At 67.9% G+C, this 25,453-nt stretch carries 24 protein-coding genes and 1 pseudogene; 13 read left to right on the forward strand and 12 right to left on the reverse strand.

The window, feature by feature from the left end:
- Positions 1-240: 240 nt before the first annotated feature.
- Genes AC1DS6_RS39575 through AC1DS6_RS39585 form a run of 3 tightly spaced genes read right to left on the reverse strand, consistent with a single transcriptional unit; the run spans position 241 to position 3,576 of the window.
- Positions 241-936, reverse strand: coding sequence for a transglycosylase domain-containing protein (locus AC1DS6_RS39575; protein WP_441626534.1), 696 nt, complete (start codon positions 934-936; stop codon positions 241-243).
- 47 nt (positions 937-983) lie between these two features.
- Entirely contained in the window at positions 984-2,036 is a 1,053-nt protein-coding gene (locus AC1DS6_RS39580; protein WP_035869668.1) for an Ldh family oxidoreductase, read from the reverse strand.
- 13 nt (positions 2,037-2,049) lie between these two features.
- Positions 2,050-3,576: a DASS family sodium-coupled anion symporter gene (locus AC1DS6_RS39585; RefSeq protein WP_035869618.1), complete on the reverse strand. Its 1,527-nt coding sequence runs from the start codon at positions 3,574-3,576 to the stop codon at positions 2,050-2,052.
- A gap of 380 nt (positions 3,577-3,956) precedes the next feature.
- Here AC1DS6_RS39585 and AC1DS6_RS39590 point away from each other — a divergent pair, with 380 nt between their 5' ends.
- Both AC1DS6_RS39590 and AC1DS6_RS39595 read left to right on the forward strand, forming a co-directional pair.
- Positions 3,957-4,211 carry an RNA-binding protein gene (locus AC1DS6_RS39590; protein WP_441626579.1) on the forward strand — a complete coding sequence of 85 codons (255 nt, stop codon included), beginning with the start codon at positions 3,957-3,959 and terminating at the stop codon, positions 4,209-4,211.
- Between the two features lie 34 nt (positions 4,212-4,245).
- Positions 4,246-5,061 carry a tyrosine-protein phosphatase gene (locus AC1DS6_RS39595; RefSeq protein WP_441626531.1) on the forward strand — a complete coding sequence of 272 codons (816 nt, stop codon included), beginning with the start codon at positions 4,246-4,248 and terminating at the stop codon, positions 5,059-5,061.
- Positions 5,062-5,082: 21 nt separating this feature from the next.
- On the opposite strand, the gene AC1DS6_RS39600 is transcribed toward AC1DS6_RS39595, so the two are convergent.
- Together AC1DS6_RS39600 and AC1DS6_RS39605 are read right to left on the reverse strand one after the other, a co-directional pair.
- Positions 5,083-6,309 carry an acetate/propionate family kinase gene (locus AC1DS6_RS39600; protein ID WP_477104542.1) on the reverse strand — a complete coding sequence of 409 codons (1,227 nt, stop codon included), beginning with the start codon at positions 6,307-6,309 and terminating at the stop codon, positions 5,083-5,085.
- 35 nt (positions 6,310-6,344) lie between these two features.
- On the reverse strand, positions 6,345-7,286 hold the full coding sequence (locus AC1DS6_RS39605) for a phosphate acetyltransferase (RefSeq protein ID WP_477104543.1): 942 nt from the start codon (positions 7,284-7,286) through the stop codon (positions 6,345-6,347).
- Positions 7,287-7,556: 270 nt separating this feature from the next.
- Between AC1DS6_RS39605 and AC1DS6_RS39610 the strand changes: the two genes are divergently transcribed.
- From AC1DS6_RS39610 to AC1DS6_RS39625, 4 genes are all read left to right on the forward strand, one after another.
- The gene (locus AC1DS6_RS39610) at positions 7,557-10,001 is read left to right on the forward strand and encodes a DUF3141 domain-containing protein (protein ID WP_477104544.1); all 2,445 of its coding nucleotides are present in this window, start codon (positions 7,557-7,559) and stop codon (positions 9,999-10,001) included.
- A gap of 42 nt (positions 10,002-10,043) precedes the next feature.
- On the forward strand, positions 10,044-10,823 hold the full coding sequence (fabI, locus tag AC1DS6_RS39615) for an enoyl-ACP reductase FabI (protein ID WP_477104545.1): 780 nt from the start codon (positions 10,044-10,046) through the stop codon (positions 10,821-10,823).
- A 124-nt stretch (positions 10,824-10,947) separates the two neighbouring features.
- Positions 10,948-11,190, forward strand: a complete 243-nt coding sequence (locus AC1DS6_RS39620) for an RNA recognition motif domain-containing protein (protein WP_441626521.1) — start codon at positions 10,948-10,950, stop codon at positions 11,188-11,190.
- A 95-nt stretch (positions 11,191-11,285) separates the two neighbouring features.
- Positions 11,286-12,080 carry a TOBE domain-containing protein gene (locus AC1DS6_RS39625; RefSeq protein ID WP_441626519.1) on the forward strand — a complete coding sequence of 265 codons (795 nt, stop codon included), beginning with the start codon at positions 11,286-11,288 and terminating at the stop codon, positions 12,078-12,080.
- 12 nt (positions 12,081-12,092) lie between these two features.
- Here AC1DS6_RS39625 and AC1DS6_RS39630 read toward each other — a convergent pair whose 3' ends face one another.
- Positions 12,093-12,584, reverse strand: coding sequence for a GNAT family N-acetyltransferase (locus tag AC1DS6_RS39630; protein WP_441626517.1), 492 nt, complete (start codon positions 12,582-12,584; stop codon positions 12,093-12,095).
- A 97-nt stretch (positions 12,585-12,681) separates the two neighbouring features.
- Between AC1DS6_RS39630 and AC1DS6_RS39635 the strand changes: the two are divergent.
- The 3 genes and pseudogenes from AC1DS6_RS39635 to AC1DS6_RS39645 form a co-directional block, all read left to right on the forward strand.
- A pseudogene (locus AC1DS6_RS39635) lies at positions 12,682-12,816 on the forward strand (SAM-dependent methyltransferase); the annotation flags it as partial.
- Between the two features lie 38 nt (positions 12,817-12,854).
- Positions 12,855-13,454, forward strand: coding sequence for a LysE/ArgO family amino acid transporter (locus AC1DS6_RS39640; protein ID WP_441626515.1), 600 nt, complete (start codon positions 12,855-12,857; stop codon positions 13,452-13,454).
- 32 nt (positions 13,455-13,486) lie between these two features.
- Positions 13,487-14,011 (forward strand): class IV adenylate cyclase, encoded by a 525-nt coding sequence (locus AC1DS6_RS39645; protein ID WP_441626513.1) that lies wholly within the window; start codon positions 13,487-13,489, stop codon positions 14,009-14,011.
- An 18-nt stretch (positions 14,012-14,029) separates the two neighbouring features.
- Here the strand turns inward: AC1DS6_RS39645 and AC1DS6_RS39650 are convergent, their stop codons facing one another.
- The 3 genes from AC1DS6_RS39650 to modA form a co-directional block, all read right to left on the reverse strand.
- Entirely contained in the window at positions 14,030-14,752 is a 723-nt protein-coding gene (locus AC1DS6_RS39650) for an ATP-binding cassette domain-containing protein (RefSeq protein WP_441626511.1), read from the reverse strand.
- 7 nt (positions 14,753-14,759) lie between these two features.
- Positions 14,760-15,431: a molybdate ABC transporter permease subunit gene (gene modB / locus AC1DS6_RS39655; RefSeq protein ID WP_441626577.1), complete on the reverse strand. Its 672-nt coding sequence runs from the start codon at positions 15,429-15,431 to the stop codon at positions 14,760-14,762.
- Between the two features lie 88 nt (positions 15,432-15,519).
- Complete coding sequence (gene modA, locus AC1DS6_RS39660) at positions 15,520-16,335, reverse strand: molybdate ABC transporter substrate-binding protein (protein ID WP_441626574.1); 816 nt, start codon at positions 16,333-16,335, stop codon at positions 15,520-15,522.
- 244 nt (positions 16,336-16,579) lie between these two features.
- Here modA and AC1DS6_RS39665 point away from each other — a divergent pair, with 244 nt between their 5' ends.
- Both AC1DS6_RS39665 and AC1DS6_RS39670 read left to right on the forward strand, forming a co-directional pair.
- Entirely contained in the window at positions 16,580-18,694 is a 2,115-nt protein-coding gene (locus AC1DS6_RS39665) for a bifunctional 2',3'-cyclic-nucleotide 2'-phosphodiesterase/3'-nucleotidase (RefSeq protein WP_477104546.1), read from the forward strand.
- Between the two features lie 7 nt (positions 18,695-18,701).
- The gene (locus tag AC1DS6_RS39670) at positions 18,702-19,529 is read left to right on the forward strand and encodes a tetratricopeptide repeat protein (protein ID WP_441626507.1); all 828 of its coding nucleotides are present in this window, start codon (positions 18,702-18,704) and stop codon (positions 19,527-19,529) included.
- A gap of 88 nt (positions 19,530-19,617) precedes the next feature.
- Here the strand turns inward: AC1DS6_RS39670 and AC1DS6_RS39675 are convergent, their stop codons facing one another.
- The 3 genes from AC1DS6_RS39675 to AC1DS6_RS39685 all read right to left on the reverse strand — a co-directional run bounded on the left by AC1DS6_RS39675 (position 19,618) and on the right by AC1DS6_RS39685 (position 22,208).
- Positions 19,618-19,812 carry a DUF1059 domain-containing protein gene (locus AC1DS6_RS39675; RefSeq protein ID WP_441626505.1) on the reverse strand — a complete coding sequence of 65 codons (195 nt, stop codon included), beginning with the start codon at positions 19,810-19,812 and terminating at the stop codon, positions 19,618-19,620.
- A gap of 229 nt (positions 19,813-20,041) precedes the next feature.
- The gene (locus tag AC1DS6_RS39680; RefSeq protein ID WP_477104547.1) at positions 20,042-20,983 is read right to left on the reverse strand and encodes a 2-hydroxyacid dehydrogenase; all 942 of its coding nucleotides are present in this window, start codon (positions 20,981-20,983) and stop codon (positions 20,042-20,044) included.
- Between the two features lie 172 nt (positions 20,984-21,155).
- Complete coding sequence (locus tag AC1DS6_RS39685) at positions 21,156-22,208, reverse strand: LacI family DNA-binding transcriptional regulator (RefSeq protein ID WP_441626501.1); 1,053 nt, start codon at positions 22,206-22,208, stop codon at positions 21,156-21,158.
- Between the two features lie 261 nt (positions 22,209-22,469).
- Between AC1DS6_RS39685 and araD the strand changes: the two genes are divergently transcribed.
- Positions 22,470-24,230 (forward strand): L-arabinonate dehydratase, encoded by a 1,761-nt coding sequence (gene araD, locus AC1DS6_RS39690; RefSeq protein WP_477104548.1) that lies wholly within the window; start codon positions 22,470-22,472, stop codon positions 24,228-24,230.
- Between the two features lie 68 nt (positions 24,231-24,298).
- Positions 24,299-25,282: a tripartite tricarboxylate transporter substrate binding protein gene (locus AC1DS6_RS39695; RefSeq protein ID WP_477104549.1), complete on the forward strand. Its 984-nt coding sequence runs from the start codon at positions 24,299-24,301 to the stop codon at positions 25,280-25,282.
- Positions 25,283-25,453 lie beyond the last annotated feature (171 nt).

Here is a 25,453-nt window from a genome sequence, read left to right on the forward strand (position 1 = left end):
CTCGTTAGTCTTCTTTGCCGAGGCAAAGAAGAGTGACCGGCGTCCCCCGCAGGGGGATGTCGTACGCACTTGGGTGCAACATGCCACCACCGCTCAAAAAAAACAGCGACCACCCCCAAGCGAGCAGAGCAATAGGCCTCCCGGAGACCGAGAGTTTCGTCGCACGCCCAGCGCGCAGGCGCGCTTCCGCCGGTACCGGTTCGACCAGCCACGAACCAACCCCAAACACCAATCCACCACCTACTTCAACCTCAACGGCTCCAACAACGCCGCATCATATTCCCCTCTCCCAATCCTCCCCAACTCCATCATCCGCAACAAGATATAAGCCTGCCGCTGCCGCGCCCGCCGGGGATTCACCACCGGATTATTCGCCGAAGGCGCCTTGGGCAACCCGGCCAGCATCGCACATTCGGCCAGCGTCAGCTCCGCCACCGGCTTGCCAAAGTAAGTCTCGGCCGCCTCGGCAAAACCATAAGCTCCCTGCCCAAGGTACACCTTGTTCATATAGACCTCGAGGATCTCGTCCTTGCTCAAGGCATGCTCGATGCGATAGGCCAGCAGCACCTCGTACAGCTTGCGCGTGTAGGTCTTCTCCCGCGAGAGAAAGAAATTGCGCGCCACCTGCATGGTGATTGTGGAAGCGCCCTGCGAAAGTTCATCCGACAAGTTGGCCACGCCGGCGCGTATCACGCCGACATAGTCGATGCCGTCATGCAGGTAGAAACGCTCGTCCTCGATGGCCACCACCGCCTGCGTGAGCTTGGGCGGTATCTCGCCGATGGGCACGTAGCCCGGCGACTGGCGGAAAGCGGTGAGCGCGTCCAGCGTGGGCAGCTGGCGCTGAGCGACGAGCACGGCGAGCGTGCCGAGCAGGGCTGTGCCCAGTGTCAGCAGCAGCACCAGCTTGAGAAAATTCGACCAGAGGCGTTCCATGGGCAGTATTGTGCCAGCACCGGCCCGGCACCAGCCCGGTGCCGGAATCAGCCCGCCGGCAGCGTCACGCCCAGTTCCTTCGCCAGCGTCTCCAGGTTGCGCCAGATCGCCGGGTTGACCTCCAGGTGCGTGGTGGTGAGCGCCCGGTTGGCGGCTTCGAACTCGCCGGGATATTGCACGCCGCCGAAGCCGGGAGCGGGCGGCGTGTCGTGCAGGTAATTGACGAACGCCTCCACCTCGGCGCTCTGCCAGCTCAGCCCCAGGTCCAGTTCCGGATTCATCAGCACCGCGAACATATTGTTGGTGGCCACGCCGCCGCGCGGGTTTTCCGGCTGGATGGTGCCGCCGCCGGAGAGTACGCCAGCGAGCAGCTCGGCCACCACGCCCAGCGCATAGCCCTTGTGTCCGCCGAAGGGCAGCAGCGCGCCCGGATGCTCGCCGAACATGGTGGAGGCATCGGTGGTGGGGTTGCCGTCGGCATCGATGATGCTGTTTTCCGGCGCGGGCTCGCCCTTCTCCGCCAGCACGCGCGCCTTGTTGATGGCGATCGCGCTGGTGGCGATATCTACCACCAGCGGCGGGCGGCCGTTGGGCATGGGCCCGGCGAAGCACAGCGGGTTGGTGGTCAGCCGCGCCGCGCGGCCGCCATAGGGCGCCACTGCCGGCGCGCGGTTGATCACGTTGGTGAAGCTCAGCAGCACGAAGCGTTCCTTCGCCACCATCTCGCCGAAGTGGCCCATGCGGCCGAGATGGTGCGAGCGGCGCAGCGTGACGATGCAGTGGCCGTGCTGGCGCACCCGTTCGATCGCGGTCTCGATGACGGTCTTGCCCACGTGCTGGCCGAAGCCGCCGTTGCCGTCGAACACCAGCAGGCTGCCACGGTCGAGCACGCATTCGGCGCGGCCGGCGGGGTTGACGTTGCCGCCTGCGAGCGAGCGCCGGTAGTTGGGCAGGATCGACAGGCCGTGGCTGGTATAGCCGCAGCGGTCGGCTTCGACCAGGTGTTCGGCCACGTCGTCGGCGATATCGGCCGGCACGCCCTGCGCTGCCAGCAGGTCGCGGGCGAGCTGGAGGGCGGATTGCAGTGTGATTTTCGTCATGCGTCCCGTCCCTTCAGATCCAGCCCAGCCAGCGCCAGTAGGTGGCGGCGAACAGCAGCATCATGGCGTAGCCGATCAGCGTGACGGGAATGCCGACCCTGGCGAACTGCTTGCCGTTGAAGGTGTCCGTGCCCAGGCACACCATGTTCTGCGGCGCGTTGATCGGGAGGATAAAGCCGAAGCTCACAGTGAAGCCGAGCAGCATTGTCAGCCCGATCTTGTTGATATCGCCTGGCAGCGTCTGCAGCACCGAGATCAGGATCGGCAGCAGCGCGGCGGTGAGCGCGGTGGCGCTGGCAAAGCCCAGGTGGATCAGGATCAGGAAGGCCGCAAGGATCGCGAACACCAGGATCGGCCCCTGCGTGGCGAGCCCGGAGTGCGTCACCACGAACTTGCCCAGCCATTGTCCGGCCTGCGTGGTGAGCAGCGCGGTGCCCAGGCTGATGCCCACGCCGAACACGATCAGCGTGCCCCACGGCGTGCGCTGCTGCATGGTCTTCCAGTCCATCACGCCGATGCGCGGCATCATCAGGATCACCAGGCCGACGAAGGTGACGGTGGCGGTGTCGAACTGATGCAGCTTGCCTTCCGTGGCCCAGAACAGGAGCAGCCCGATGGACACCGCGGCGAGCCGCTTCTGCGGGCCGGTCATCGGGCCCAGCCCGGCTAGTTCCTTTTGCACGGCTTCCTTGCCGCCGGGGATGGCTTCGGTCTCGGCAGGCAGCAGGAAGCGCACCAGGAAATACAGCACCACCGACATCGCGACGGCCCACGGCGCGCCGGCGATCAGCCATTGCAGCCAGGTGATGCGCTCGCCCAGCAGCTTGTCCATGAAGCCGACCGTCAGCAGGTTCTGCGCGGCGGCGGTCTGGATGCCGACGTTCCAGATGCTGGTGGCCATGGCCACCGTGATCATGATGCCGGCGGCGATGTTCGATTTCTTGTCGACCCCGAAGGCCGCGATGATGCCCATCATGATCGGCACCACGCAGGCGCTGCGCGCGGTGGCGCTCGGCACCACCAGCGACAGCAGGATGGTCACCGCGATGCTGCCGATCAGGATGCGCCGGGTGCTGGTGCCGATGGCCGACAGCGTCACCAGCGCGATGCGCCGGTCAAGCCCGGTCACGGTCATGGCCGCCGAGATGAACAGCGCGGCGGCAACCAGCGCCAGCGCGGTATTGGAGAAGCCGGCCAGCGCCATGCCGAGGGCGCGCGATGTGCCGTATTGCGTGGACGGGTCCGTCACCGTGGGCGCGAAGCCGATCAGCGCGGCCATCAGCGACGTGATCATGATGGCGCTGGCTTCGTAGGAGACCGCTTCGGTGATCCACACCACGATGGCGAAGGCGAGGATAGCCAGCATGCGATGGCCCGCCACCGGCAGGTCCGCGGGCAGCGGCAGGGCAAGGATGCCGATCAGCACCACGGCGGCGGCGTAGAGCCCCCATGGTGTCTGCTTCTTCGGCGTGGCTTGCGGCGTGGCGGGCACGCCGGGGGCGGAGGGGACGGTCTGGGTCGGAGTGCGAGAGTCTGTCATCGCTTTCCCTTGGGTTGTCTTGTTGATCGTTGGCTCAACACGGGATGGCGGACGTCACGCGCGGGCAAGAATGCTAGCCGGTGACTGGCTTGATGGCGGCGTCGTTCGTTCGGTCTTCCGTGAAGACTGGCGGATGCGCAGGCCGGCTTTTGGCCGGGTTGCAGCGTTCGACATGGGGAAATTATCGTGCCGGCCAACAGCGTATGTCGAGGCCGGATCACGGCTCGCATGATCAGGATCAAGGAGAGGGCTCGCGCCGGGAAATTACCGTGTGCGGTGGGGTCCTACTTTCAGATCGTTGCAGTACAAGGGCTGGCGGGCGGTGTCCCGCGGGCGTTAACGCCCGCCTGCGCGGTGATCTGAAAAAAATGGAGCACATGATGAAGGTTTTGGTGAGAGGGCTACATGCCGGAGTCGACGCAGCCAGGCTGCGTGAAGCGCTGGCCGCTTACGTGAGCGTCAAGGACGTCGAGCTGATCTGTGAGGGCGATGGCTCACATCCCTGGGCCTGGGTCGACCTGGACCTGGACGATGTGGACCCGATGAGCGTGTGGAAACTGGTGGCAATGCTCGATCGCCGTTATATTGCTGGCTGCCATACGCGCTGGCATGTGCCGGCCTATCGCGCGCGATGAGACGCGCGCAACCCAACCACAGGGCAGGGAAACAATGCAGGGATTGTTCGCGTGGCGCCGCCACGCCATCATGGCGGACGCGCCATCACTAGGTACCGGCGTGCCCGGCACCGCACCGCTGGTGCTGGAAAACGTTGTCAATATCCGCGATCTCGGCGGCCTTCCCACGCGGGACGGCCATCGCGTGCGCGCCGGCAAGCTGTTTCGCAGCGGCAACCCGGGCCTGGCCAGCGCCGCCGACATGGAGCGGCTGCGCGCCTTGCAACTGGACGCGGTGATCGATTTCCGTTCGCCCGGAGAAAAGTCGGCCGCGGAGAGCCCCTTCGGCCAGGCCTTCCGCTGGGTAGCCACGCCGGTGCTGGAGGGCAGCATGTCGATGGCCGAACTGATGCCGCGCCTGCGCGAAGGCAGCGCGGCGCAGACGGAGGCCTTCATGCTGGAGGTCTACGGCGATTTCCCGCGCAAGTACCAGGCTGCCTTCGGCGGCTTCCTGAAGCTCGCGGAGCAGGGCGGCAACCTGCTGTACCACTGCACCGCGGGCAAGGACCGCACCGGCTTTGCCTCGCTGTTGTTGCTGGCGGGCCTGGGCGTGGAGCGCGATACCATCATGGCCAACTACCTGGAGTCGAATCACCGGAACCAGGGCTTCAACCAGAAGATGAGCGCCGGCGCGGCGCAGTTCGGCGTCGATCCCGCGGTGATGTGGCCGTTGCTGGAGGTGAAGGCGTCTTACCTGGAAGCTTCCATGCAGGCCATCGAGCAGGAATACGGCGGCATCGACGCGTACCTGGGCGAGGTGCTCAAAGTGGATGCGGAGCGGTTGCGCCGGGCGTACCTGGTGCGGGCGTAGCGCGTTCCCGGCGCGGAGGCGCTACGTCCCCACGCCTTGCTCCTTCATGATCCGCGCGGTATTCAGCGCGATCATGCCCTCCTCGTCGGTGGGCAGCACCAGCACCGGCACACGGCTGTTATCGCGGCTGATGCGTTGCCGGTTCTCGCCGTTCGCGCCGGCGTCCAGGTCGATGCCGAACAGGTCCGCCAGCCGCGCGCAGATCTTCTCGCGCACCGGCGGTGAGTTCGCGCCGATACCGGCGGTGAACACCAGCGCGTCGAGGCCGCCCAGCGTGGTGGCGAGCTTGCCGATCTCCTGCGCCGCACGGTACGCATAGAAATCGATGGCCAGGCGCGCGCGCGGCGTGTCGCTGTCCAGCAGTGCGCGCATATCGCTGCTGATGCCCGACAAGCCCTTGAGCCCCGATTCCTGGTACAGCATGGTCTCGATGTCCTTGGTGCTCATGCCTTGCTGCGACAGCCACAGGATGGCGCCGGCATCGATGGCGCCGCAGCGCGTGCCCATCGGCAGGCCGTCGAGCGCGGTCAGGCCCATGGTGGATTCCACGCTGCGCCCCTCGCGCATGGCGCACAGGCTGGCGCCGTTGCCCAGGTGCGCCACGATCACGCGGCCGGCGGCCAGGTCGGGCGCTACCTGCTGCAGGCGGCGCGCGATGTATTCGTAGGACAGGCCATGGAATCCGTAGCGGCGGATGCCGCGCTCGAAGTATTCGTAGGGCAGCGCCAGCAGTTGCGCCAGCGTATCGTGCCCGGCGTGGAAGGCGGTGTCGAAGCAGGCCACCTGCAGCAGCGACGGCGCGGCGGCGCGCACCGCGCGGATCGCCGTCAGGTTGTGCGGTTGATGCAGCGGCGCCAGCGGCACCAGCGCTTCGAGCTTGCCGATCACTTCGTCATCGATCTTCACCGCCGCGGAAAAATCCGCGCCGCCGTGGACCACGCGATGGCCGATCGCCACTGGCGGCGCGTCGCGCAGGCCGATGCTGAGCACCAGCCGGATCAGGCGGAAGGCCGCGTCGTGATCGGCGACCTGGTCCACCGGGAAGCGTTCGTCGGCTACCACGCGGCCGTCCGCCATCTTCGCGGTCAGGCGGGGCGAGACGCCGATGCCTTCGATCTGCCCGTGCGCGCTGAGCACCGGGTTGATGTCGGTGTTGGCGTGCGCGGCATCGGGCACCGCATAGACGGAGACCTTGACGCTCGACGAGCCGGCGTTGACGACCAGGATGGTGGGGTGGGTGACACTCACGCGGGCATCTCCTGTGCAAAGGAATGGTTGGACGCTCAGATCGCCGTGGGCGTCCCGACGGTGCGGCGCGCATGCGCCAGCAGCACGGCAATCGCGCAACTGGCGATGCGCGCGCGCACGGTGTCGGCGCGGCTGGTGAGGATGATCGGCACGCGCGCGCCCAGCACGATGCCGGCCGCCTCGGCGCCGGCCAGGAAGGTGAGCTGCTTGGCCAGCATATTGCCGGCTTCGAGATCGGGCACCAGCAGGATGTCGGGGTCGCCCGCCACCTCGGAGACGATGCCCTTGGTAACGGCGGCTTCGCGGCTGATGGCATTGTCGAAGGCCAGCGGGCCATCGAGGATGCCGCCTTCGATCTGGCCGCGCCGGCTCATCATGCACAGCGCGGCAGCGTCGATGGTGGAGGGGATCTTGTCGGTCACGGTTTCCACCGCCGACAGGATCGCCACCTTGGGCCGCTCGATGTCCAGCACGCGCAGCAGGTCGATCGCGTTGCGGCAGATATCGGCCTTGTCGTTGAGGGTGGGAAAGATATTGACCGCGGCGTCGGTGATGAACAGCGGCTTGTGATAGGTCGGCACGTCCATCGCAAAGACATGCGAGAGGCGGCGGCCGGTCCGCAGCCCCGTTGCCGCGGCGGTGACTTCCTGCAGCAGTTCGTCGGTGTGCAGGCTGCCCTTCATCAGCAGCTCCGCCTCGCCGGCGCGTATTGCCGCGACGGCGCGCGCGGCGGCGGCGTGGCTGTGTGGCGCGTCGATCAGCACGGCGTCGCCCAGGTCCAGCGCGTTGGCGTCAGCTACCTGGCGGATGCGGGCCTGGGGCCCGACCAGCAGCGGCACGATCAGGCCGAGGCGCGCGGCCTCCAGCGCGCCGCCGAGCGACGAGGCGTCGCAGGGATGCGCCACCGCGGTGGGAATGGCTGGCAGGTCTTGGCAGCGGGACAGCAGGACGGCGTACTTGTCGAGAGTCTGGGTCATCGGCTTTCCAGTGCGTCGGGTTGCGGTGCAGCGGCGCGGCGGACATGCTGCGTCGCGCAAAAACAAAGCCAAGTATAGGCCATGTTTCCGGCAGCACGGTGACAGCTGCGTCGCGGCTTGTGTTGGGTCATGGCACTACCGATCCGCCCATGCAGCGGGTTGTCAAGCTGGGTGAGGACTGGTAGATTGCGTCGTGCTGCATGGCAGCAATTCCATGCCGCCGCGCTGGAATTGCCTGCCTCCAACGCCACACCGAAGAGGGGAAGCCGAGTGAACGCACGTGTACCCGCCACCCAATCCGGCACCGCTGCCGCCGGCCAGTTGCCGTCCGCCAGCGACATGCCGCCGCTCTTGTCCGATGCGTTTTCCTACACGCTCGATGCCTGGCAGCGCGCCATCCTGTTGCTCGATATCCTGCGCGAGCGCGGCAACCAGACTTTCGAGCACGAACGCGAAGGCATGCCGCCGGTGCTGGTCTTCGAGCACGAGGTGGTGATCGACGGGCGCACGCTGGAGCAGCCCGCCAACTACGCCTTGCTGCGCATCCTGCCGCCGCCGGGCATGGCCACCGACGACACCAAGCGGCCCTTCGTGGTGATCGACCCGCGCGCCGGACATGGTCCCGGCATCGGTGGCTTCAAGATCGACAGCGAGATCGGCATCGCGCTGCGCAGCGGCCATCCCTGCTACTTTGTCACCTTTTTCCCCGTGCCATGCCCCGGCCAGACCATCGAATGCGTGGCGCGCGCGGAGGCCCTGTTCCTGCTCACCGTGGCCGAGCGCCACCCGCGGGCGCAGGGCAAGCCGTTCGTGATCGGCAACTGCCAGGGCGGCTGGGCACTGATGATGCTCGCGGCCGCCGCGCCCGACCTGGTCGGGCCGATCCTGCTGGCGGGGTCGCCGCTGGCCTACTGGTCCGGCGTGCGCGGGCGCAACCCGATGCGCTATAGCGGTGGCCTGCTGGGCGGTTCGTGGCTGTCGTCCTTTACCGCCGATCTGGGCAACGGCCGTTTCGACGGGGCGTGGCTGGTACAGAATTTCGAGCAGCTCAATCCGTCCAACACCTACTGGAAAAAGCTCTACGACGTCTACGCGCGGGTCGATACCGAGCGCGAGCGCTTCCTGGAGTTCGAGCGCTGGTGGGGCGGCCACTTCCTGCTCAACCGCGCCGAGATCGACTGGATCGTGCAGAACCTGTTCGTCGGCAATCATCTCACCGCCGGCGAGGTGCGCAGCGCGGACGGCAGCGTCGCGGTGGACCTGCGCAATGTGCGCTCGCCCATCGTGGTCTTTGCCTCCTGGGGAGACAACATCACGCCGCCGCAGCAGGCGCTGAACTGGATTCCCGATCTCTACGCCAGCGTCGACGAGATCGTCGCCAACGACCAGGTCATCGTCTACTGCCTGCACGAGAAGGTCGGGCATCTCGGCATCTTCGTCTCGGCCGGCGTGGCCAACCGCGAGCACACGGAGCTGTTCTCCGCGCTCGACCTGATCGATGTGCTGCCGCCCGGCCTGTACGAAGCGCGCATCGAGGACATCGCGCCCGGCACCTCGCACCTGGATCTGATCGAAGGGCGCTACCTGATGCGCTTCGAGCGCCGTACCATCGACGATATCCTGGCGCTGGACGATGGGCGCGACGACGAGCGCCCCTTCGAGGTGGTGCGGCGCGTGGCCGAGATCAACCAGCGCCTCTACGACACGTTCGCCTCGCCGGCGATGCAGGCCATGTCCAACGAACTGGGCGCGTACACCATGCGGCAGATGCATCCGGCCCGTCTCGAGCGCTCGCTGGTGTCGGACGCGAATCCGTGGATGGCGTGGCTCGCCGCCTTCGCCCCGGCGGTGCGCGAGGCTCGGCAGCCGGTGGCGCCGGACAATCCCTTCGTCACGCTGGAGCGTGCGGTCTCCGACACCATCGTGCGCACGCTCGACGCCTGGCGCGACCAGCGCGATGCCCTTTACGAGCAGACCTTCGAAGCGCTCTACCAGTCGCCGTGGCTGTCCGCGCTGGTCGGCTTCTCGCCGGGCGCCGAAAAGCGCGGCCCGCCGCCGCTGAGCGCGGCGCTGCGACAGGAACTGGCCGCGCGGCGCATCCATGAGGCGGAAGCCGGGATTGCGCAGGGCACTGCGCTGGACGCCTTCATGCGCATCCTGGCCTATGTGGCGGACGAAAACGCCAGTATCGAGGAGCGTCCGTTCAACCTCATGCGGCAGATGGCGCGCGAGCACCTGCAGCAGCAACCGGACATTGCCACGGTCAAGGCCGCGGTCAGGCGGCAGAGCTTTATCGTCGGCCTCGATGCCGGGCGCGCGGTGGCCGCGTTGCCGCGCCTGGTGCCGGACAGCACGCAGCGCCATCGCATCATGATGGCGATCCACCGCATCCTTACCGTAGCCGGACCGCTCGATGGCGGCCGCCTGGCACGCTATCGCGAGGTGGCGAGCGTGATGGGCACCGACCATACGCTGCGGCAGGCGGCGGCGGAGGCCGCGCCCGCCGTGGCGCCCGTTGCTTCCCCGGTTTCTCCGGCTTTGCCGCTTGCGCCGGAGGATCCGGCAGCAGTCGCAGCCCCGCGCGCGGTGCGCAAGCCGGCATCGCCCGAGGCCGCGGCACGTGCGCGCAAGGCAAGCGCCGGCGCGGCCGGCGCCGCCAGGCCGGCAAGAACCGTCAAGGCCTTGCCGCGGCGCGGCGGCAAAAAGGGAAGTTAAGCCAGCGCCGGTGGCGCGCATTGACTGAGAGCGAGGGACATCATGGTGCAAGTACCCAATCCTCCATTGCTGGGCGCGCGCGTGCTGGTGGTCGGCGTGGCCAATGCCGAGTCCATCGCGTGGGGCTGCGCGCGGGCTTTTCGCGAACTGGGCGCCGAACTGGCGATCACCTATCTCAACGACAAGGCCTATCCGCATGTGGCGCCGCTTGCCGAAGCGGTGGGCGCGACGATCCTGATGCCGCTCGACGTGGAGGTCGCCGCGCAGGAGCAGGCACTGTTCAAGCGCATCGCGCAGCAATGGGGCCGGCTTGACGCGATGGTGCACTCGATCGCCTTCGCACCCAAGGCCGACCTGCAGGGCGGATTGCTGAACTCGTCCGCAGACGGCTTCGCGCGCGCCATGGATGTGTCCTGCCATTCCTTCGTGCGCCTGGCCCGGCGCGCGGCGCCGCTGATGAGCGCGGGCGGCAGCCTGTTCGCGATGAGCTACGAGGGCGCCAACCGTGTGGTGCCCAACTACAACCTGATGGGGCCGGTCAAGGCCGCGCTAGAGGCTTCGTGCCGCTACCTGGCGCACGAACTGGGTCCGCGCGGCATTCGCGTGCACGCCATCTCGCCGGGACCGCTAAAGACCCGCGCTGCATCCGGTCTCAAGGATTTCGGGCAATTGCTGGCGGACGCTGCGGGCCGGGCCCCGGTGGGCGAGCTGGTCGACATCATGGATGTGGGCTTTGCCACCGCCTACCTCGCCACGCCCTACGCGCGGCGGATTTCCGGCAACACGGTCTACGTCGACGGCGGCGTGCACATCATGGGCTGAGGCGCCGGCCGGACCAATGCCCCGTGGGCTGGCCACGACCTGCCACGGGCCGCCTACAATGAGCTAAACAACGGAGGCCTGTGCCGCCCGCCACGTGCGCGCTGCCTCATATCTGGAGCCAGACATGAAGGTACTCATCCGGGGCCTCCACCGCGATGTGACCGAACAGATGCTGCGCGACAAGCTGGCGCCCTACGCGCCGGTCAAGTCCGTGGAGCTGGTGCGCGAGGGCGATCCGGATCATCCGTGGGCCTGGGTCAACCTGGATGTCGATCCCTTTACCGCGTGGCGCCTGCTGCGCCAGCTCGATCGCCAGTATTTCGCCGGCAGCATGATGCGCTGGTACATCCCCGCCCACCAGGGCTGACGCAGAACGCCGCCTGGCGCCGCCCGCGGGCCTTTGCATTAAGATTAGCGGCTTCTGCCACTCTGCTGCGCTCCCACGGGGTAGCGCTCTCCCGCATGCTCGAACTCGACGGTGCGATCTGGTTCCGCTCAGGCTCCCAGGACTGGGGTGGCCGCGAGCGTATCGCCCTGCTGGCCGCGATCGGCGAGCATGGCTCGATCACGGCGGCGGCCAAGGCGGTCGGCCTGAGCTACAAGGCCGCCTGGGACGCCATCGACGCGATGAACAACAGCGCCGGCGAGCCGCTGGTGGTGCGCGCAGCCGGTGGCAAGGGCGGTGGCGGCACGGTGCTCACGGAGCGCGCCGCCAGCCTGATCCGCACCTACCGCGCGCTGGAGCAGGAGCACCAGCGCTTTATCGCCCACCTTGGCCACCTCGGCGAGACCGCGCAGGATGACCTGCACCTGATGCGGCGCTTCATGGTCAGGACGAGTGCCCGCAACAAGCTGTTCGGCACCGTCGCGGCGATCCGCGGCGGTGCCGTCAACGACGAGGTCACGCTGGCGCTCGCGGGCGGCCAGCAGGTGGTTGCCACCATCACCCATGAGAGCGTGGAGACGCTGGGCCTCGCGCCAGGCATCGAAGCCTTTGCCCTGATCAAGGCTTCATCGGTCCTGCTCGGGCTGCCCGACCCCACGCTGCGGCTGTCGGCGCGCAACCAGTTGCCGGGCGCGGTGAGCCGGGTGCTGCCTGGCGCCGTCAATGCCGAGGTGGCGCTTGAACTGGACGGCGGCGGCACCGTGGTGGCCGTCGTCACCAACGAGAGCGTTAGCGCGCTGGGGCTGTCCGATGGCAGCCGCGCGCTTGCCATCTTCAAGGCGTCGAGCGTGATTCTCGGCATCATGGGCTGAGCCCTGCGCGCGTCAGGCGGGATCCAGCGGCTTGCTCAGCAGTACCGTGGTGAAGCCGCTGTGCCAGCTTTCGTCGGGGTAGAATTCCACCTCGGCATAGCCGTGGCGCTGGTAGAAGGCACGGCTCCCCACGTTGAATGCATCCGTCTCGAGCCTGGCCTGCCGATGACCCGCCGCTGCCATCGCGGCTTCCGCGTGCGCAAGCAGCGCGCTGCCCAGTCCGCGTGCCTGCCAGCGTGGCGACACATGCAGCGCCCAGACGAAGTCGTTCTCCCAGTCCACCATGCCGGCCACCGTGCCGTCCACGCAGGCGAGGTGGAACCCTGCCAGCCGGCTACGGACATAATCGCCGATCTTGTCGCCCTGGGCGAAGCGCATTGCCGCCTCGGGCGTGAGCTGCGGCTGCCACGTGGTGAGATAGGTTTCGGTGAGGATGGTGGCGACGGCCAGGGCATCGGACGGGCCGGCGCGCCGGATCTGCGGGCTTGAGGATGGTGTGTGCATGCCCGCAAGGATAGCCGGGCCGCCGCGTGAAGACCACGCGGCAGCCAGCCAACGCAAGAAAACCAGAAACATCAAAAGCACAATAAACAAACCAACGATGCACAGGAATCTGCACGAAGCAAACCGGTTGCCGTGGAATACCTCCTCGGTAGCCCACAACAGCCACAAGGGCGCCCAGGCGGCCTTCTTCCGCGCCGGCGGATGCACGCAGTTCCCGGAGGAAATGACGCTGCCGATGTCGGGCCTGGTGGCCGCTGCGAGGGGTTGAGCATGGACGCTGCCATTGCGGGGTTTAGCCTCGGCCTGTCGCTGATCCTTGCCATCGGTTCGCAGAATGCCTTCGTGCTGCGCCAGGGCCTGCGCCGCGAGCATGTATTCTGGGTTTGCCTGGTGTGCGCCATGTCCGATGCCGCGCTGATCCTGATGGGCGTGTCGGGGTTTTCGGTGCTGATGCGCAAGCTGCCCTGGCTGGGCGACGCCATGCGCTACGGCGGCGCGGCTTTCCTGCTGTGGTACGGCGCGCGCAGTTTCTGGACGGCGTGGCGTACGTCCGGCGTACTCGCGCCCAGCGAAGCCGAGCCCAGGCCGCTGGCTGCCACGCTGGCGGTATGCCTGGCGCTGACCTGGCTCAACCCCCATGTCTACCTCGACACGGTGATGCTGATCGGTTCCGTATCGACCCAGTTCGCGGGCCACACGCAAGCCTTCGCGGCGGGCGCCGTGGTGGCCTCCTTCCTCTTCTTCTTCGCGCTCGGCTATGGCGCGGCCTTGCTCCGGCCGGTGTTCGCCAGACCATCCGCATGGCGCGTGCTGGAGATTGTCATCGGCATTACCATGTGGGTGATTGCCGCCAGGCTGCTGTTGTCCTGAGCGGCATACAGCGCCCGTACCGGAAATACCGCATGCCGAGAAACATAGAGATCAAAGCGCATATCGCCAGCCTGGAGGCGCTGGTGCCCCTGGTGGCGCCGCTGGCCGACCATGGCCCCGAGCTGATCTTGCAGGACGATACCTTTTTTGCCTGTCCCAACGGCCGGCTCAAGCTGCGTGCCTTCCCGTCCGGCGAGGGCCAGTTGATCTTCTACGCGCGTGCCGACCAGGCCGGGCCGAAGGAGAGCCACTACATCATTTCGCCGGCCGCCGAGCCTGACACCCTGCGCGCGGCGCTGGCCGCGGCCTGGGGCGAGAACGGGCGCGTGCGCAAGGCCCGCGCCTTGTTCCTGGTGGGCCGCACGCGGGTGCATCTGGACCGCGTGGAGGGGCTGGGGGATTTTCTGGAACTGGAGGTGGTGCTGGCGGACGGGGAACCCGCCGAAGCCGGCGTGGCCGAGGCACATGCGCTGCTGGGCAAGCTGGGCGTCGCACAAGGGCAATTGATCGAGACGGCCTACGTGGATCTGCTGCGCGCGGCCGCCGCGGGGAACTAGCCGCGCGCGCCGGCGCGTTCAGACGACGTGCGCGGAAGCCGGCGCGTACACCTGCGGATGCCCCTTGACCGGGGCCGCACCGAAGATCCGGCCTTCGCGCACTTCCAGCACGTGGTCGCCGAGCGCTTCCACGTCGTCGGGGTCGTGCGAGATCACCAGCATCGGTACTTCCAGGTTGGCCTGCAGCGCGCGCAGCTCGGCGCGCATGCGCACGCGCAGCGCCGGGTCCAGCGCGGAGAAGGGTTCATCCAGCAGCACGATATCCGGCTGCGCCACCAGCGCGCGCGCCAGCGCGGCACGCTGCTTCTGGCCACCGGAGATTTCGCCGGGGTAGTTGTCCGTAATCGCGCCCAGGCCGAAGGCATCGATCCAGCGCCGGGCTTCCGGGTGGCTGGCACCGCGGCGCGGGTTGCGCCAGCCGCGCGCCAGCCCGAAGGCGATGTTCTGCGCGACAGTCAGATGCGGGAACAGGGCGTAGTCCTGGAACAGATAGGCCACGCGCCGCTCCTGCGGGCGCACATTGATGCGTGCCTCGCTGTCGAACAGCGTGCGGCCGTTCAGTACGATGCGGCCGCTGTCCGGTGTCAGCAACCCGGCGATGGCCCGCAGCGTCAGGCTCTTGCCGGCGCCCGAGGGCCCGAACAGGGCGATGCGCCGGCTGTCCGAGTCAAACGCGATATCCAGCGCGAAATGGCGGTCCGCTGAACCGAGCTGCTTGCGTACGGTGACTTGCATGGTCATGGCGGATCTACCGGAACGCCTTGCGCGTGGGCGGCACCAGCCGGCCGGCAGCCACCAGCAGCACCACGCAGGTGACAGAGGTGACCAGCACCAGCAGGTTGGCGGTGTTGTCGTCGCCGGCCTGCACGGCCTCGTAGATGGCAACGGACAAGGTCTGCGTGCGGCCGGGCAGGTTGCCCGCCACCATCAGCGTCGCGCCGAATTCTCCCAGCGCGCGGGCGAAGGCCAGCAGCACCCCGGCAATGATGCCGCGCGATGCCAGCGGCAAGGTCACGCGAAAGAAGATGCCGGCCTCCGGCGTGCCGAGCACGCGCGCGGCGTCTTCAAGCTGGGCGTCCACGCCTTCGAAGGCGGCGCGCGCCGACTTCAGCACCAGCGGGAACGCCACGATGGTGGAGGCCACCACCGCGCCTTGCCAGGTAAAGACCAGTTCGATGCCGAGCCGTCCGAGCCATTCGCCGAAGACGCCACGGCGCCCGACCAGCACCAGCAGGTAGTAGCCGAGCACGGTGGGCGGCAGCACCAGCGGCAGCGTCAGCAGGGCGTCCACCACGTCGCGCGCGGCCGATTGCCAGCGCGACAGCGCAAACGCCGCGCCCACGCCGAGCACGGCATTGAGCACCGTCGCCCAGCCTGCCACCTTCAGCGACAGCGAGAGCGGTACCCAGACAGCTTCCAGGGTGGTCATCGGGATTGACGCCCGCCGGCGAGGCCGGGCAGGCGGTGCAGTGAGTTCGGGTTGACGGCGGCGCGCGAGGGTTCAGGGTTCAAGGCTTGAGGAATCCGTACTTGGCCAGCACCGCCTGGCCTTCCGGCGACAGCACATAGCTGAGGAACGCCGCGGCTTCCGCTGGCTGCTTCGAATTCGCAGTGACGGCGATCGGATAGGTCACCGGCTGGCGCGTCGCCACCCGCAGCGCCACCTTGACCTTCTCCGGCATGATGGCCGCATCGGTGGCGAACACGAAGCCGGCATCCACCTCGCCGCGCGCCACGTAGTCCAGGCTCTGGCGCACGTTCTGCGCCATCACGCCCTTGGCCGACACGGCATCCCACACGCCGGCCGCTTCCAGTGCGCCCTTGGTATAGCGGCCCACCGGCACCGATGCCGGGTTGCCGAAAGCCACCCGCTTGAATTCGGGGCGGCCCAGGTCCTGCAGCTTGCTGACTTCCAGCTTGCTGTCCGCCGGCAGGATCAGCGCGAGCTGGTTGGCGGCGAAATCGCGGCGCGAGGCGGGCTGCACCACGCGCTCGGTCACGGCCTTGTTCATCGCGTCCTGGTCGGCCGAGGCAAACACGTCGGCCGGCGCGCCATTGACGATCTGCTGCATCAATACGTCGGAAGCGCCGAAATTGAGCACCACCTTGGTCTGCGGGTGGGCGCGTTCGTAGGATTCCGCGAGCGACTTGAAGGCATTGGTCAGGCTGGCCGCGGCGGATACCACCAGGTCGGCGCCGAAGGCGGCGGGCGCGGACAGCGCCAGCGTGGCGGACAGCAGCAGGCCGGCCGCCAGCGAGGCGGTGCGGCGGGCGCCGCGCGGGAGGCGGGACTGGGCAGGCAGCGGGGTGGCGGGCAGTTGCATGGGCATGGTGGTGGCGACGGTTGGATAGCAGGCCAGGCAAGCAAATGCCGCCTGCCAAAAGCGCAATATATGACGGTATATAACGCGGCGTCAATGACACGTTCTGTCAGGACTGGGCATCGTGAATGGTTCGCTCCGGTCCGCGCCCGCCGTCACAGCGGCGTAATGCGCGCGTCACTCTGCTGCCATTTGCGCTCGGGACAATGTCCGGCTCCAGGCACAACAAGAAAGAAGGGAGCCACAAATGACCAGCAGTCCGACCGTCGCCACGCGAGCGTGTGCCGTCATCGCTTCGTCCCGGATCTCCGGTGTCTCCAGGCTTTCCGCGATAGCCGTCGCCGTGGCCGCCACCGCGCTGCTGGCCGCCTGCGGCTCCGACGACAGCCCCGCCGGCACGGGCGCCACGCCGCAGGGCGGCAGCGTCACGGCTGGCACCAAGGCCACGCTGGCCCTGCTGGAAACTACCGACCTGCACACCAATGTGCGCAGCTACGACTACTTCAAGCTGGCCGAGGACAAATCTTTCGGCTTCGAGCGCGTGGCGACCCTGATCAAGCAGGCCCGCACCGAATTTCCCAACACGCTGCTGCTGGACAATGGCGACACCATCCAGGGCACGGCGCTGGCGGACTACCAGGCCCAGGTCAACCCGCTCAAGTGCGGCGACACGCTGGCCATGTACAAGGTGATGAACGCCGCGAAGTTCGACGGCGGCGGCATCGGCAACCACGAATTCAACTACGGGCTGGGCTACCTGAACCAGGTCACGGGCAACCGCTTCAACGTCGACGGCTTGCCGGACCCGACCGTGCAGACGCCGTGCGCCGGCCCGGCCTTCCCGCAGGTGCTGGCCAACGTGTACAGCGTGCGCACGCGCGCGCCGCTGTTCCAGCCTTACACCATCATCACCCGCCAGATCACCGCCACGGGCCCCGACGGCAAGGCCGTCACGGTGCCGGTCAAGGTCGGCATCATCGGCTTCGCGCCGCCGGCCATCATGAGCTGGGACAAGCGCTGGCTCGACGGCAAGGTCTACACCGAAGGCGTGAAGGAAACCGCCGAGAAGTTCGTGCCCGAGATGCGCGCCAAGGGCGCCGACCTGGTGGTGGTGATCTCCCACGGCGGGCTCGATGCCTCCGCCTACTCACCCGCGATGGAGAACGGCAGCTGGCATCTTGCCAGGGTAGCCGGCGTAGACGCCATGCTGATCGGCCACTCGCACCAGGTCTTCCCGGACGCCACCAGCACGGTGGCGCAGTTCAACCTGCCCGGCGTGGACAAGGTGCGCGGCACCGTCAACGGCGTGCCCACCGTGATGGCCGACTACTGGGGCCGTCGCCTTGGCGTGATCAAGCTGCAGCTGGCGCATGACGGCACCCGCTGGGTGGTCGACAAGAGCGCCACCACGGTGGAGGCGCGCTCGATCCAGAACGCCGACAAGAGCTATGTGGCGCCCGATGCCACCGTGGCGGCGGCGGTCGAGGCCGAGCACCAGGCCACCATCGCCTACGTGAAGACGCCGATCGGCACCACCGACTACCGCATGAGCACGTACTTCGCCGACGTGGGCGATCCCGGCGCGATCCAGATCGTCAACCAGGCGCAGGTCGCCTACGTGAAGGACTATATCGCCGCCAACTTGCCGGCGCTGGCCTCGCTGCCGGTGCTGTCGGTGTCGGCGCCGTTCAAGAGCGGCTTCGGCGGCGGCAATGACTTCACGGACGTGCAGTCCGGCAACCTCGCCATCAACAATGCCGCGGATCTCTACCTCTACCCCAACACCATCTACGCGGTGAAGGTCAGCGGCACCGATGTCAAGGCCTGGCTGGAGACGGCTGCCAAGCGCTTCAACCAGATCGACCCGGCGAAGACGGCGGACCAGCCGCTGATCAGCAGCTTCCCCGGCTACAACTTCGACATGTTCACCTCGCCCGACCTGCAATACGAGATCGACGTGACGCAGCCCGAAGGCAGCCGCATCAAGAACCTCGCCTACAAGGGCGTGCCGCTGGATGCCAGCCAGCAGTTCATCGTCGCCACCAACAACTACCGCGCCAGCGGCGGCGGCAACTTTCCCGGCCTGGACGGCAGCAAGACGGTCTATGGCTCGCCCGACGCCAGCCGCGACGTGCTGATCGCGTATATCAAGAAGGCTGGCGCGATCACGCGCGCCGCCAACGGCGCCGCGCGCAGCTGGCGCTTCACCAAGGTAGCCACGGCCGGCAAGGTGGTGTTCGCTTCCGCCGCCAACCAGCTTGCGCAGGCGCAGGCAGCCGGGCTGGCCAATATCGCGCTGGAGCAGGCGGGCTACGACACCAACAAGAATCTGTCGCTGTACAGCGTTGACCTCAACCAGTAAGGCAACGATGACCACGATAGCGAACGGAACGATCACGCCGGCGCGCCCCGCGCCCCGGCGCCGCCAGCGCCGCGTGCATCCGGTGATCGCCGCCGCGCTGGTGGCGGTGACGGTGGCGGCAGGTTGCGTGGGCGGGGCGTCGGCGTGGCGCGAGCACGCCAGCGCGCGGCGCCTGGAACTGGCCCAGTGGCAGACGCTGGCCGGCCCGGCCGGCGACGCGCAGGCGCTGGCGGCGTTGCGCCGCGCCGCGGCAGGCAAGGAGGCGGCGGCACAGACCGCGCTGGGAGAGGCACTGCTGGCGCGAGCGGATGCGGCGCTGCGGGGGGAGGGCGTCGGCTGGTTGCGGCAAGCGGCAGCGGCCGGGGACGCGCGCGCGCATTTCCTGCTGGGCAAGGCGGCCTTCCTGGGGGACGGCGGTGGTGCCGGTGGCATGCCCGATGCCGCGGCTGCGTGGCAGCATTTCGCGTTCGCCGCCGCCGCTGGCAATGCCGGGGCCGCGTATTACCTGGGCCTGCTGCACCGCGGCGGCTACGGCCGCACGCCCGATGCGGCCGCGGCTGCCCGCTGGTTCGAAGTGGCTGCCGATGCCGGCGTGGCGCAGGCCATGTTCATGCTAGCCAATGCCTATCGCGAAGGGGCGGGCGTACCGCGTGACGAGGGGCGCGCGGTGGCATGGTATGAATCTGCCGCCGAGCGGGAACATCCCGAGTCGATCCAGGCGCTGGCCATGGCCTATCGGTATGGGGAGCTCGGGTTGAAGCGGGATGAGGGGAGTTTTCTCGCTCACCTGGGGGAGACTGCGCATGCGCTGAAGCATCCGGCGTTGAAGCCGTGAGTGGTCGTGGGGTGGGTACGCGGAGGGCTGTCGCGGTATGCCGGTGTCGCATTCCTGGCCGCGAACGCACCGCAACCCCACCCCGATCTCACGCCGGGGGCGCCCCATCCTTAAACGCGCTCTTCAGCATCTGCCGCAACTCAGGTCCGTCCTCATGCTTGTGCACCTGCACCGCATGCTGGGCAGCGACTTCAAGCAGTTCTTCCTCGCTGTCCGCACTGATAGCCACCGTGCACTTCGACTCACTCGGAAACTCGCGGCAATCGATATATTTGCGTCCCATGCTTTGCCTCCTGACGCGTATGTCAATCAGGTCAATCAGGTCAATCAGGTCAATCGGGCAGGGTGCTTCTGGCACCCCGTGCAGGCGCTTACCCCGTGCGGCGCCCTGGCGCGGCGTTGTCCTCGATAAGCGGGGAAGGGTGGCGCCGCCGGGGTGGCAGGCGCCTGATTCAGTATAGGGCGCGCGCCGCGCCACGGAATGTCCGCGGCGCGCCAGCCGGATCAGTCCGTCAGAGTACCGGCGTGATCACATTGCCGGTGCCGAGAAAGGCATCGAGATTCTCGAACACCAGCCCGGACATGGCGGCGCGGGTCTCGTGCGTGCCACTGGCCATGTGCGGCGCCAGCACGACATTGTCCAGCGCGAACAGCGCCTGCGGCGCCCGCGGCTCGTCGCGGAACACATCCAGCCCGGCGCCGCCCAGGCGGCCATCGCGCAATGCCGCCACCAGGGCGTCTTCGTCCACCACGCTGCCGCGCGCGACATTGACGAGAATGCCCTTGGGCCCCAGCGCTTCGATGATGCCGGCCGATACCAGCCCTTCGGTTTCCGGCCCGCCCACGCAGGTCACGGCCAGGAAATCGGCCCAGCCGGCCAGCGCCTTCAGGTCCGGCTCGTGGCGCCACGGCGCGCCCGCGCGCGGGCGGCGGTTGTGGTACGCGATGTCCATGCCGAAGCCGGCGGCGCGCTGCGCCACTTTTTCGCCGATGCGGCCCAGGCCCAGGATGCCCAGCTTCTTGCCTGACACGCGCGTGGTCAGCGGGAAGTTCTCTTGGCCCCACTTGCCGGCGCGCACGTAGCGGTCGCCGTGGGCAATGCCACGCGCGGCGTCGAGCAGCAGGCCGAAGGCGAGGTCGGCCACGCAGTCGTTGAGCACGTCGGGCGTGTTGCTGACCTGGATGCCGCGCGCGCGGGCCGCGTCCAGCGCGATCGAGTCATAGCCCACGCCGAAGCTGACGATGGCTTCGAGCCCGGGCATCGCGGCGATGGCATCGGCCGTCAGGCCGTGGCGGGCGGACGTCACCGCCACGCGCGCCTGCTGCGCATGTTCGCGCAGCCATGCCAGCGGGTCGGCCTGTTCCCACAGCGGGACGGCCTGGTACTGCTCCCGCAGGCGGGAGTTGATCTGCGGCGCAAGGGGGCCGATCTGGACGAGCGAGACTTGGGACATGGGAGGCTAGGCGAAGGAAAGGGTGCGGGATCCGGGAAGAGTGCGCGGAGCAGGGCGCAAGGCCGGTCGGCCGGGGGCGGTGCCTGTCCCCGCTCGTTGCGGCGTTCGATGCTAGCGCAATCATAACGTCTCCGGCAAGGCACTGCAGCGCCGGGCGCGGAGCGAGCCGGCTTCAGGCGCTGTCGCGCCGGATCACTTCGAAGCCGAGGTCGATGATGCGTTCGCCCACCTCGCGCCCGTCGATGCGCGCGAGCAGGCACTCGGCAGCGGTGCGGCCGATGGCCGGGCCGTCGATGCGCACCGTGGACAGCGCCGGGTAGGTGTGCGCGGCAAAGTTCAGATCGCCGAAGCCCATCACGGCGAGCTGGCCCGGCACCTGCAGCCCGCGCGCGCGGGCTTCCGACAGCGCGCCCTGCGCCAGCGTGTCGGAACTGCAGAACACCACATCGGGCTGCGCGCCGCCGTCGAGCAGCCGCGCCAGTCCCTCGCGGCCCAGCCCCAGGCTGGACGGCGCCGGCACGATGCTGCTCGGCACCTCGGTGATGCCGTGGCGGGCCAGCGCATCGATAAAGCCAAGCCGGCGCGACTCGGCGCGCTGGTCGCTGGCGGACAGGATGGCGGGCCGCCGGTAGCCGCGCGCATAAAGGAATTCGGCCACGGTCTGCCCCACCTTCTCGTGCGAGAAACCCACCAGCATGTCGATCGGCGTGGGCGTGATGTCCCAGGTCTCCACTACCGGCACGCGCGCGGCCAGCAGGCGGCGGCGCGTATCGGCGGTGTGCGCGATGCCGGTCAGCACGATGCCGTCGGGGCGGCGCGAGAGGATGGCGGCCAGCAGGTCCTGCTCGCGCGTGGCGGCGTACCCCGACAGGCCCAGCATCATCTGGTAGCCCGCTTGCGAGAAACGGTCGGTGAGCGCCTGGATGGTATCGGCGAAGATCGAGTTGGCGATGGTCGGCACGATGGCCGCGATCAGGCGGCTGCGCCGCGAGGCGAGGCCGCCGGCCAGCAGGTTGGGCACATAGCCGGTGCGCTGGATGGCTTCCTGCACGCGCGCTACCGTGCGCGCCGAGACCAGCCCGGGCTGGTTGACCACGCGCGACACGGTGATCGGCGAGACGCCGGCGATCTTGGCCACGTCGGCCAATGTGACGCTGCCGGTGGCGCGGCCGGCAGCGGGGGCGGGCGCGGTGCGAGGGGTGGTTGGCTTGCGAGGCGGGGCCATTGAGCTCGAAGAAGGATGCGGGAATTGCCGGTCCGCCGCGCGGTGCGGCGGCGTGGGCGCCATGATAGCGCCGTCGCCCCTCGGCGGGCACCGGTGCCCGCCTGCGCGACGGGTTTACCCCGAGCACGCATGCGTTGTGAGGGACAAATGACAGCGCTATCATCTGTCTTCTCCGGGGACCGCGGGCACCGCTGCCGCACGCTCACGCAAAACAAAAAAGACAGACGCCGCAACGGCGCCACCGATCAGAGGAGACAACCCATGCCCACCGCCACCCCCGCGCCGGATGCGCGGCCCCGCAAGCGCCCCGAGGAACTGCGCAGCCACCGCTGGTACGGCGCCCACGACCTGCGCGCCTTCGGCCACCGTTCGCGCACCGCGCAGATGGGCTACAACCGCGCCGACTATGCCGGCAAGCCGGTCATCGCCATCATCAATACGTGGAGCGACATCAACCCCTGCCACAGCCATTTCCGCCAGCGCGCCGAAGAGGTCAAGCGCGGCATCTGGCAGGCCGGCGGCTTCCCGGTGGAGATGCCGGCGATGAGCCTGTCCGAACCGTTCCAGAAGCCCACCACCATGCTCTACCGCAACCTGCTGGCGATGGAGACCGAGGAGTTGCTGCGCTCCTACCCGGCCGATGGCTGCGTGCTGCTGGGCGGCTGCGACAAGACCACGCCCGCCTTGCTGATGGGCGCGCTGGCGATGGACCTGCCTGCGATCTTCGTGCCGGCGGGGCCGATGCTGCGCGGCACCTGGAACGGCGTCACGCTGGGCTCCGGCTCGGATACGTGGAAGTACTGGGCTGAGTTGCGCGCGGGCAATATCACCGAGCAGGACTGGCAGGGCATCGAAGACGGCATCGCGCGATCGCCCGGCCACTGCATGACCATGGGCACGGCGTCGACCATGACGGCGGTGGTGGAAGCCATCGGCATGAGCTTGTCCGGCGCCTCGTCGATTCCCGCGCCCGATTCGCGCCACGCGCAGATGGCTTCGCTGTCGGGCCGGCGCATCGTCGAGATGGTGTGGCAGGACCTGAAGCCCTCCGAGATCGTCACGCCCGCCGCCATCGACAACGGCGTGCGCACCGCGCTGGCGCTGTCGGGCTCCACCAACGCCATCGTCCACCTGATCGCGCTGGCGCGCCGCGCCGGCTATGCGCTCTCGCTGGACCGCTATGACGAACTGGCGCGCTGCACGCCGGTGCTGGCCAATGTGCGTCCCTCGGGCCAGTACCTGATGGAAGATTTCTACTATGCCGGCGGCCTGCGCGCGATGCTCGCGCAGATGGGCGATCTGCTCGATACCGGCACGCTTACCGTCGACGGCCGCACCCTTGGCGAGAACCTTGAAGGCGCCCGCGTCTTCAACGACGACGTGATCCGCCCGCGCGCCAATCCGCTGGTGGCTGGCGACGGCCTTGCCGTGCTGCGCGGCAATCTTGCCCCGGACGGCGCGGTCATCAAGCCGCCTGCCGCGCGGCAGGACCTGCTGCGGCACACCGGCCGCGCGGTGGTATTCCGCGACTACAACGACATGGCGGCGCGCATCGACGACCCGCGGCTCGACATCGACGCCAACTGCGTGATCGTGCTGCAGAACGCCGGCCCGCAAGGCGCGCCCGGCATGCCGGAATGGGGCCAGTTGCCGATTCCGCAAAAGCTGCTCAAGCAAGGCGTGCGCGACATGGTGCGCATTTCCGACGCCCGCATGAGCGGCACCAGCTATGGTGCCTGCGTGCTGCACGTAACGCCGGAATCGTATGTGGGTGGCCCGCTCGCCTTCGTGCGCGACGGCGACCTGATCGAGCTCGATGTCCCTGCCCGCAAACTCAACCTGCTGATCGGCGACGACGAAATGGCCCGCCGCCGCGCCGCGTGGGTGGCGCCAGTGCCGAAATTCGAGCGCGGCTACGGCAAGCTTTACCTGCGCCACGTCAGCCAGGCGGACAAGGGTTGCGATTTCGATTTCCTGGAGCCGGTCGATGCCGCGGAGGGCGGCGAGCCGGAGATCCATTGAAGCACCGCGCCCGTCTCGCAGCCGGGTGGACCCATCATCATAAGAACGACCGAGGAGACAACGACCCCATGAAACGCCAAGCCCTTGCGCTGCTGGCCGCCGCTGCCACCATAGCCGCCGCCGTACTCCCGCTGACCGCTTCCGCCCAGGCCAACTGGCCCGGCAAGCCGATCACCTACGTGGTGCCATTCCCGCCCGGCGGCACCACCGACACGCTGGCACGCCTGATCGGCCAGCGGCTCGGGCAGGCGCTTGGCACTACCGTGGTGGTGGAGAACCGCCCCGGCGCCGGCGGCAACATCGGCTCCGATTTCGCGGCCAAGGCGGCGCCCGATGGCTACACCATCCTCGGTGGCACCATCAGTTCGCACGCGATCAATGCCAGCCTGTACCCGAAGATGCCGTACGACGTGGTCAAGTCCTTCGCGCCCATCACGCTGATCGGCACCAATGCCAATGTGCTGGTGGTCAGTGCCGGCAGCCCGTTCATGACGGTGAAGGACATCGTGGCGGAAGCCAGGGCCAGGCCGGATACGCTGGCGTTTGCCTCGGCCGGGAACGGGACTTCGCAGCATCTTGCCGGGGAATTGTTCAAGAGCCTGGCGGGCATCAAGCTGACCCACATTCCGTACAAGGGGAGCGGCCCGGCGATCCAGGATGTGATGGCGGGGCAGGTGCCGATGATGTTCGATACCACGGTGGTGGCTGCGCAGCATATCGATTCGGGCAAGCTGCGGGCGCTGGCCGTGACTTCGGCGAAGCGGATCAAGAGCATGCCGAATGTGCCGACGATGGCGGAAGCCGGGGTGGCTGGATATGAGCTGGAATCGTGGCAGGCGATCTTTGCGCCGGCTAATACGCCGAAGCCGATCGTGGATCGGTTGTATCGGGAGATTTCGGCGATCATCAAGACGCCGGATATGCAGGCTCGGTTGGAGAAGTTGGGGATGGAGCCTTCGGGGATGGCGCCGGAGCAGTTTGCGGGGTTTCAGCGTAGTGAGATTGGGAAGTGGGCGAGGGTGGTGAAGGCGGCGGATATCAGGATTGATTGACGTGGCGTGCGACGAAACTCCTGGTCTCCGGGAGGCCTATTGCTCTGCTCGCTTGGGGGTGGTCGCTGTTTTTTTTGAGCGGTGGTGGCATGTTGCACCCAAGTGCGTACGACATCCCCCTGCGGGGGACGCCGGTCACTCTTCTTTGCCTCGGCAAAGAAGACTAACGAG

Source organism: Cupriavidus sp. 05L310, assembly GCF_056398185.1.

Coding starts and splice junctions, on each gene's coding strand:
- AC1DS6_RS39575 (WP_441626534.1), bottom strand. CDS start 936: ATGGAACGCCTCTGGTCGAATTTTCTCAAGCTGGTGCTGCTGCTGACA.
- AC1DS6_RS39580 (WP_035869668.1), bottom strand. CDS start 2,036: ATGACGAAAATCACACTGCAATCCGCCCTCCAGCTCGCCCGCGACCTG.
- AC1DS6_RS39585 (WP_035869618.1), bottom strand. CDS start 3,576: ATGACAGACTCTCGCACTCCGACCCAGACCGTCCCCTCCGCCCCCGGC.
- AC1DS6_RS39590 (WP_441626579.1), top strand. CDS start 3,957: ATGAAGGTTTTGGTGAGAGGGCTACATGCCGGAGTCGACGCAGCCAGG.
- AC1DS6_RS39595 (WP_441626531.1), top strand. CDS start 4,246: ATGCAGGGATTGTTCGCGTGGCGCCGCCACGCCATCATGGCGGACGCG.
- AC1DS6_RS39605 (WP_477104543.1), bottom strand. CDS start 7,286: ATGACCCAGACTCTCGACAAGTACGCCGTCCTGCTGTCCCGCTGCCAA.
- fabI (WP_477104545.1), top strand. CDS start 10,044: ATGGTGCAAGTACCCAATCCTCCATTGCTGGGCGCGCGCGTGCTGGTG.
- AC1DS6_RS39620 (WP_441626521.1), top strand. CDS start 10,948: ATGAAGGTACTCATCCGGGGCCTCCACCGCGATGTGACCGAACAGATG.
- AC1DS6_RS39625 (WP_441626519.1), top strand. CDS start 11,286: ATGCTCGAACTCGACGGTGCGATCTGGTTCCGCTCAGGCTCCCAGGAC.
- AC1DS6_RS39630 (WP_441626517.1), bottom strand. CDS start 12,584: ATGCACACACCATCCTCAAGCCCGCAGATCCGGCGCGCCGGCCCGTCC.
- AC1DS6_RS39640 (WP_441626515.1), top strand. CDS start 12,855: ATGGACGCTGCCATTGCGGGGTTTAGCCTCGGCCTGTCGCTGATCCTT.
- AC1DS6_RS39645 (WP_441626513.1), top strand. CDS start 13,487: ATGCCGAGAAACATAGAGATCAAAGCGCATATCGCCAGCCTGGAGGCG.
- AC1DS6_RS39650 (WP_441626511.1), bottom strand. CDS start 14,752: ATGACCATGCAAGTCACCGTACGCAAGCAGCTCGGTTCAGCGGACCGC.
- modA (WP_441626574.1), bottom strand. CDS start 16,335: ATGCAACTGCCCGCCACCCCGCTGCCTGCCCAGTCCCGCCTCCCGCGC.
- AC1DS6_RS39665 (WP_477104546.1), top strand. CDS start 16,580: ATGACCAGCAGTCCGACCGTCGCCACGCGAGCGTGTGCCGTCATCGCT.
- AC1DS6_RS39670 (WP_441626507.1), top strand. CDS start 18,702: ATGACCACGATAGCGAACGGAACGATCACGCCGGCGCGCCCCGCGCCC.
- AC1DS6_RS39675 (WP_441626505.1), bottom strand. CDS start 19,812: ATGGGACGCAAATATATCGATTGCCGCGAGTTTCCGAGTGAGTCGAAG.
- AC1DS6_RS39680 (WP_477104547.1), bottom strand. CDS start 20,983: ATGTCCCAAGTCTCGCTCGTCCAGATCGGCCCCCTTGCGCCGCAGATC.
- AC1DS6_RS39685 (WP_441626501.1), bottom strand. CDS start 22,208: ATGGCCCCGCCTCGCAAGCCAACCACCCCTCGCACCGCGCCCGCCCCC.
- araD (WP_477104548.1), top strand. CDS start 22,470: ATGCCCACCGCCACCCCCGCGCCGGATGCGCGGCCCCGCAAGCGCCCC.
- AC1DS6_RS39695 (WP_477104549.1), top strand. CDS start 24,299: ATGAAACGCCAAGCCCTTGCGCTGCTGGCCGCCGCTGCCACCATAGCC.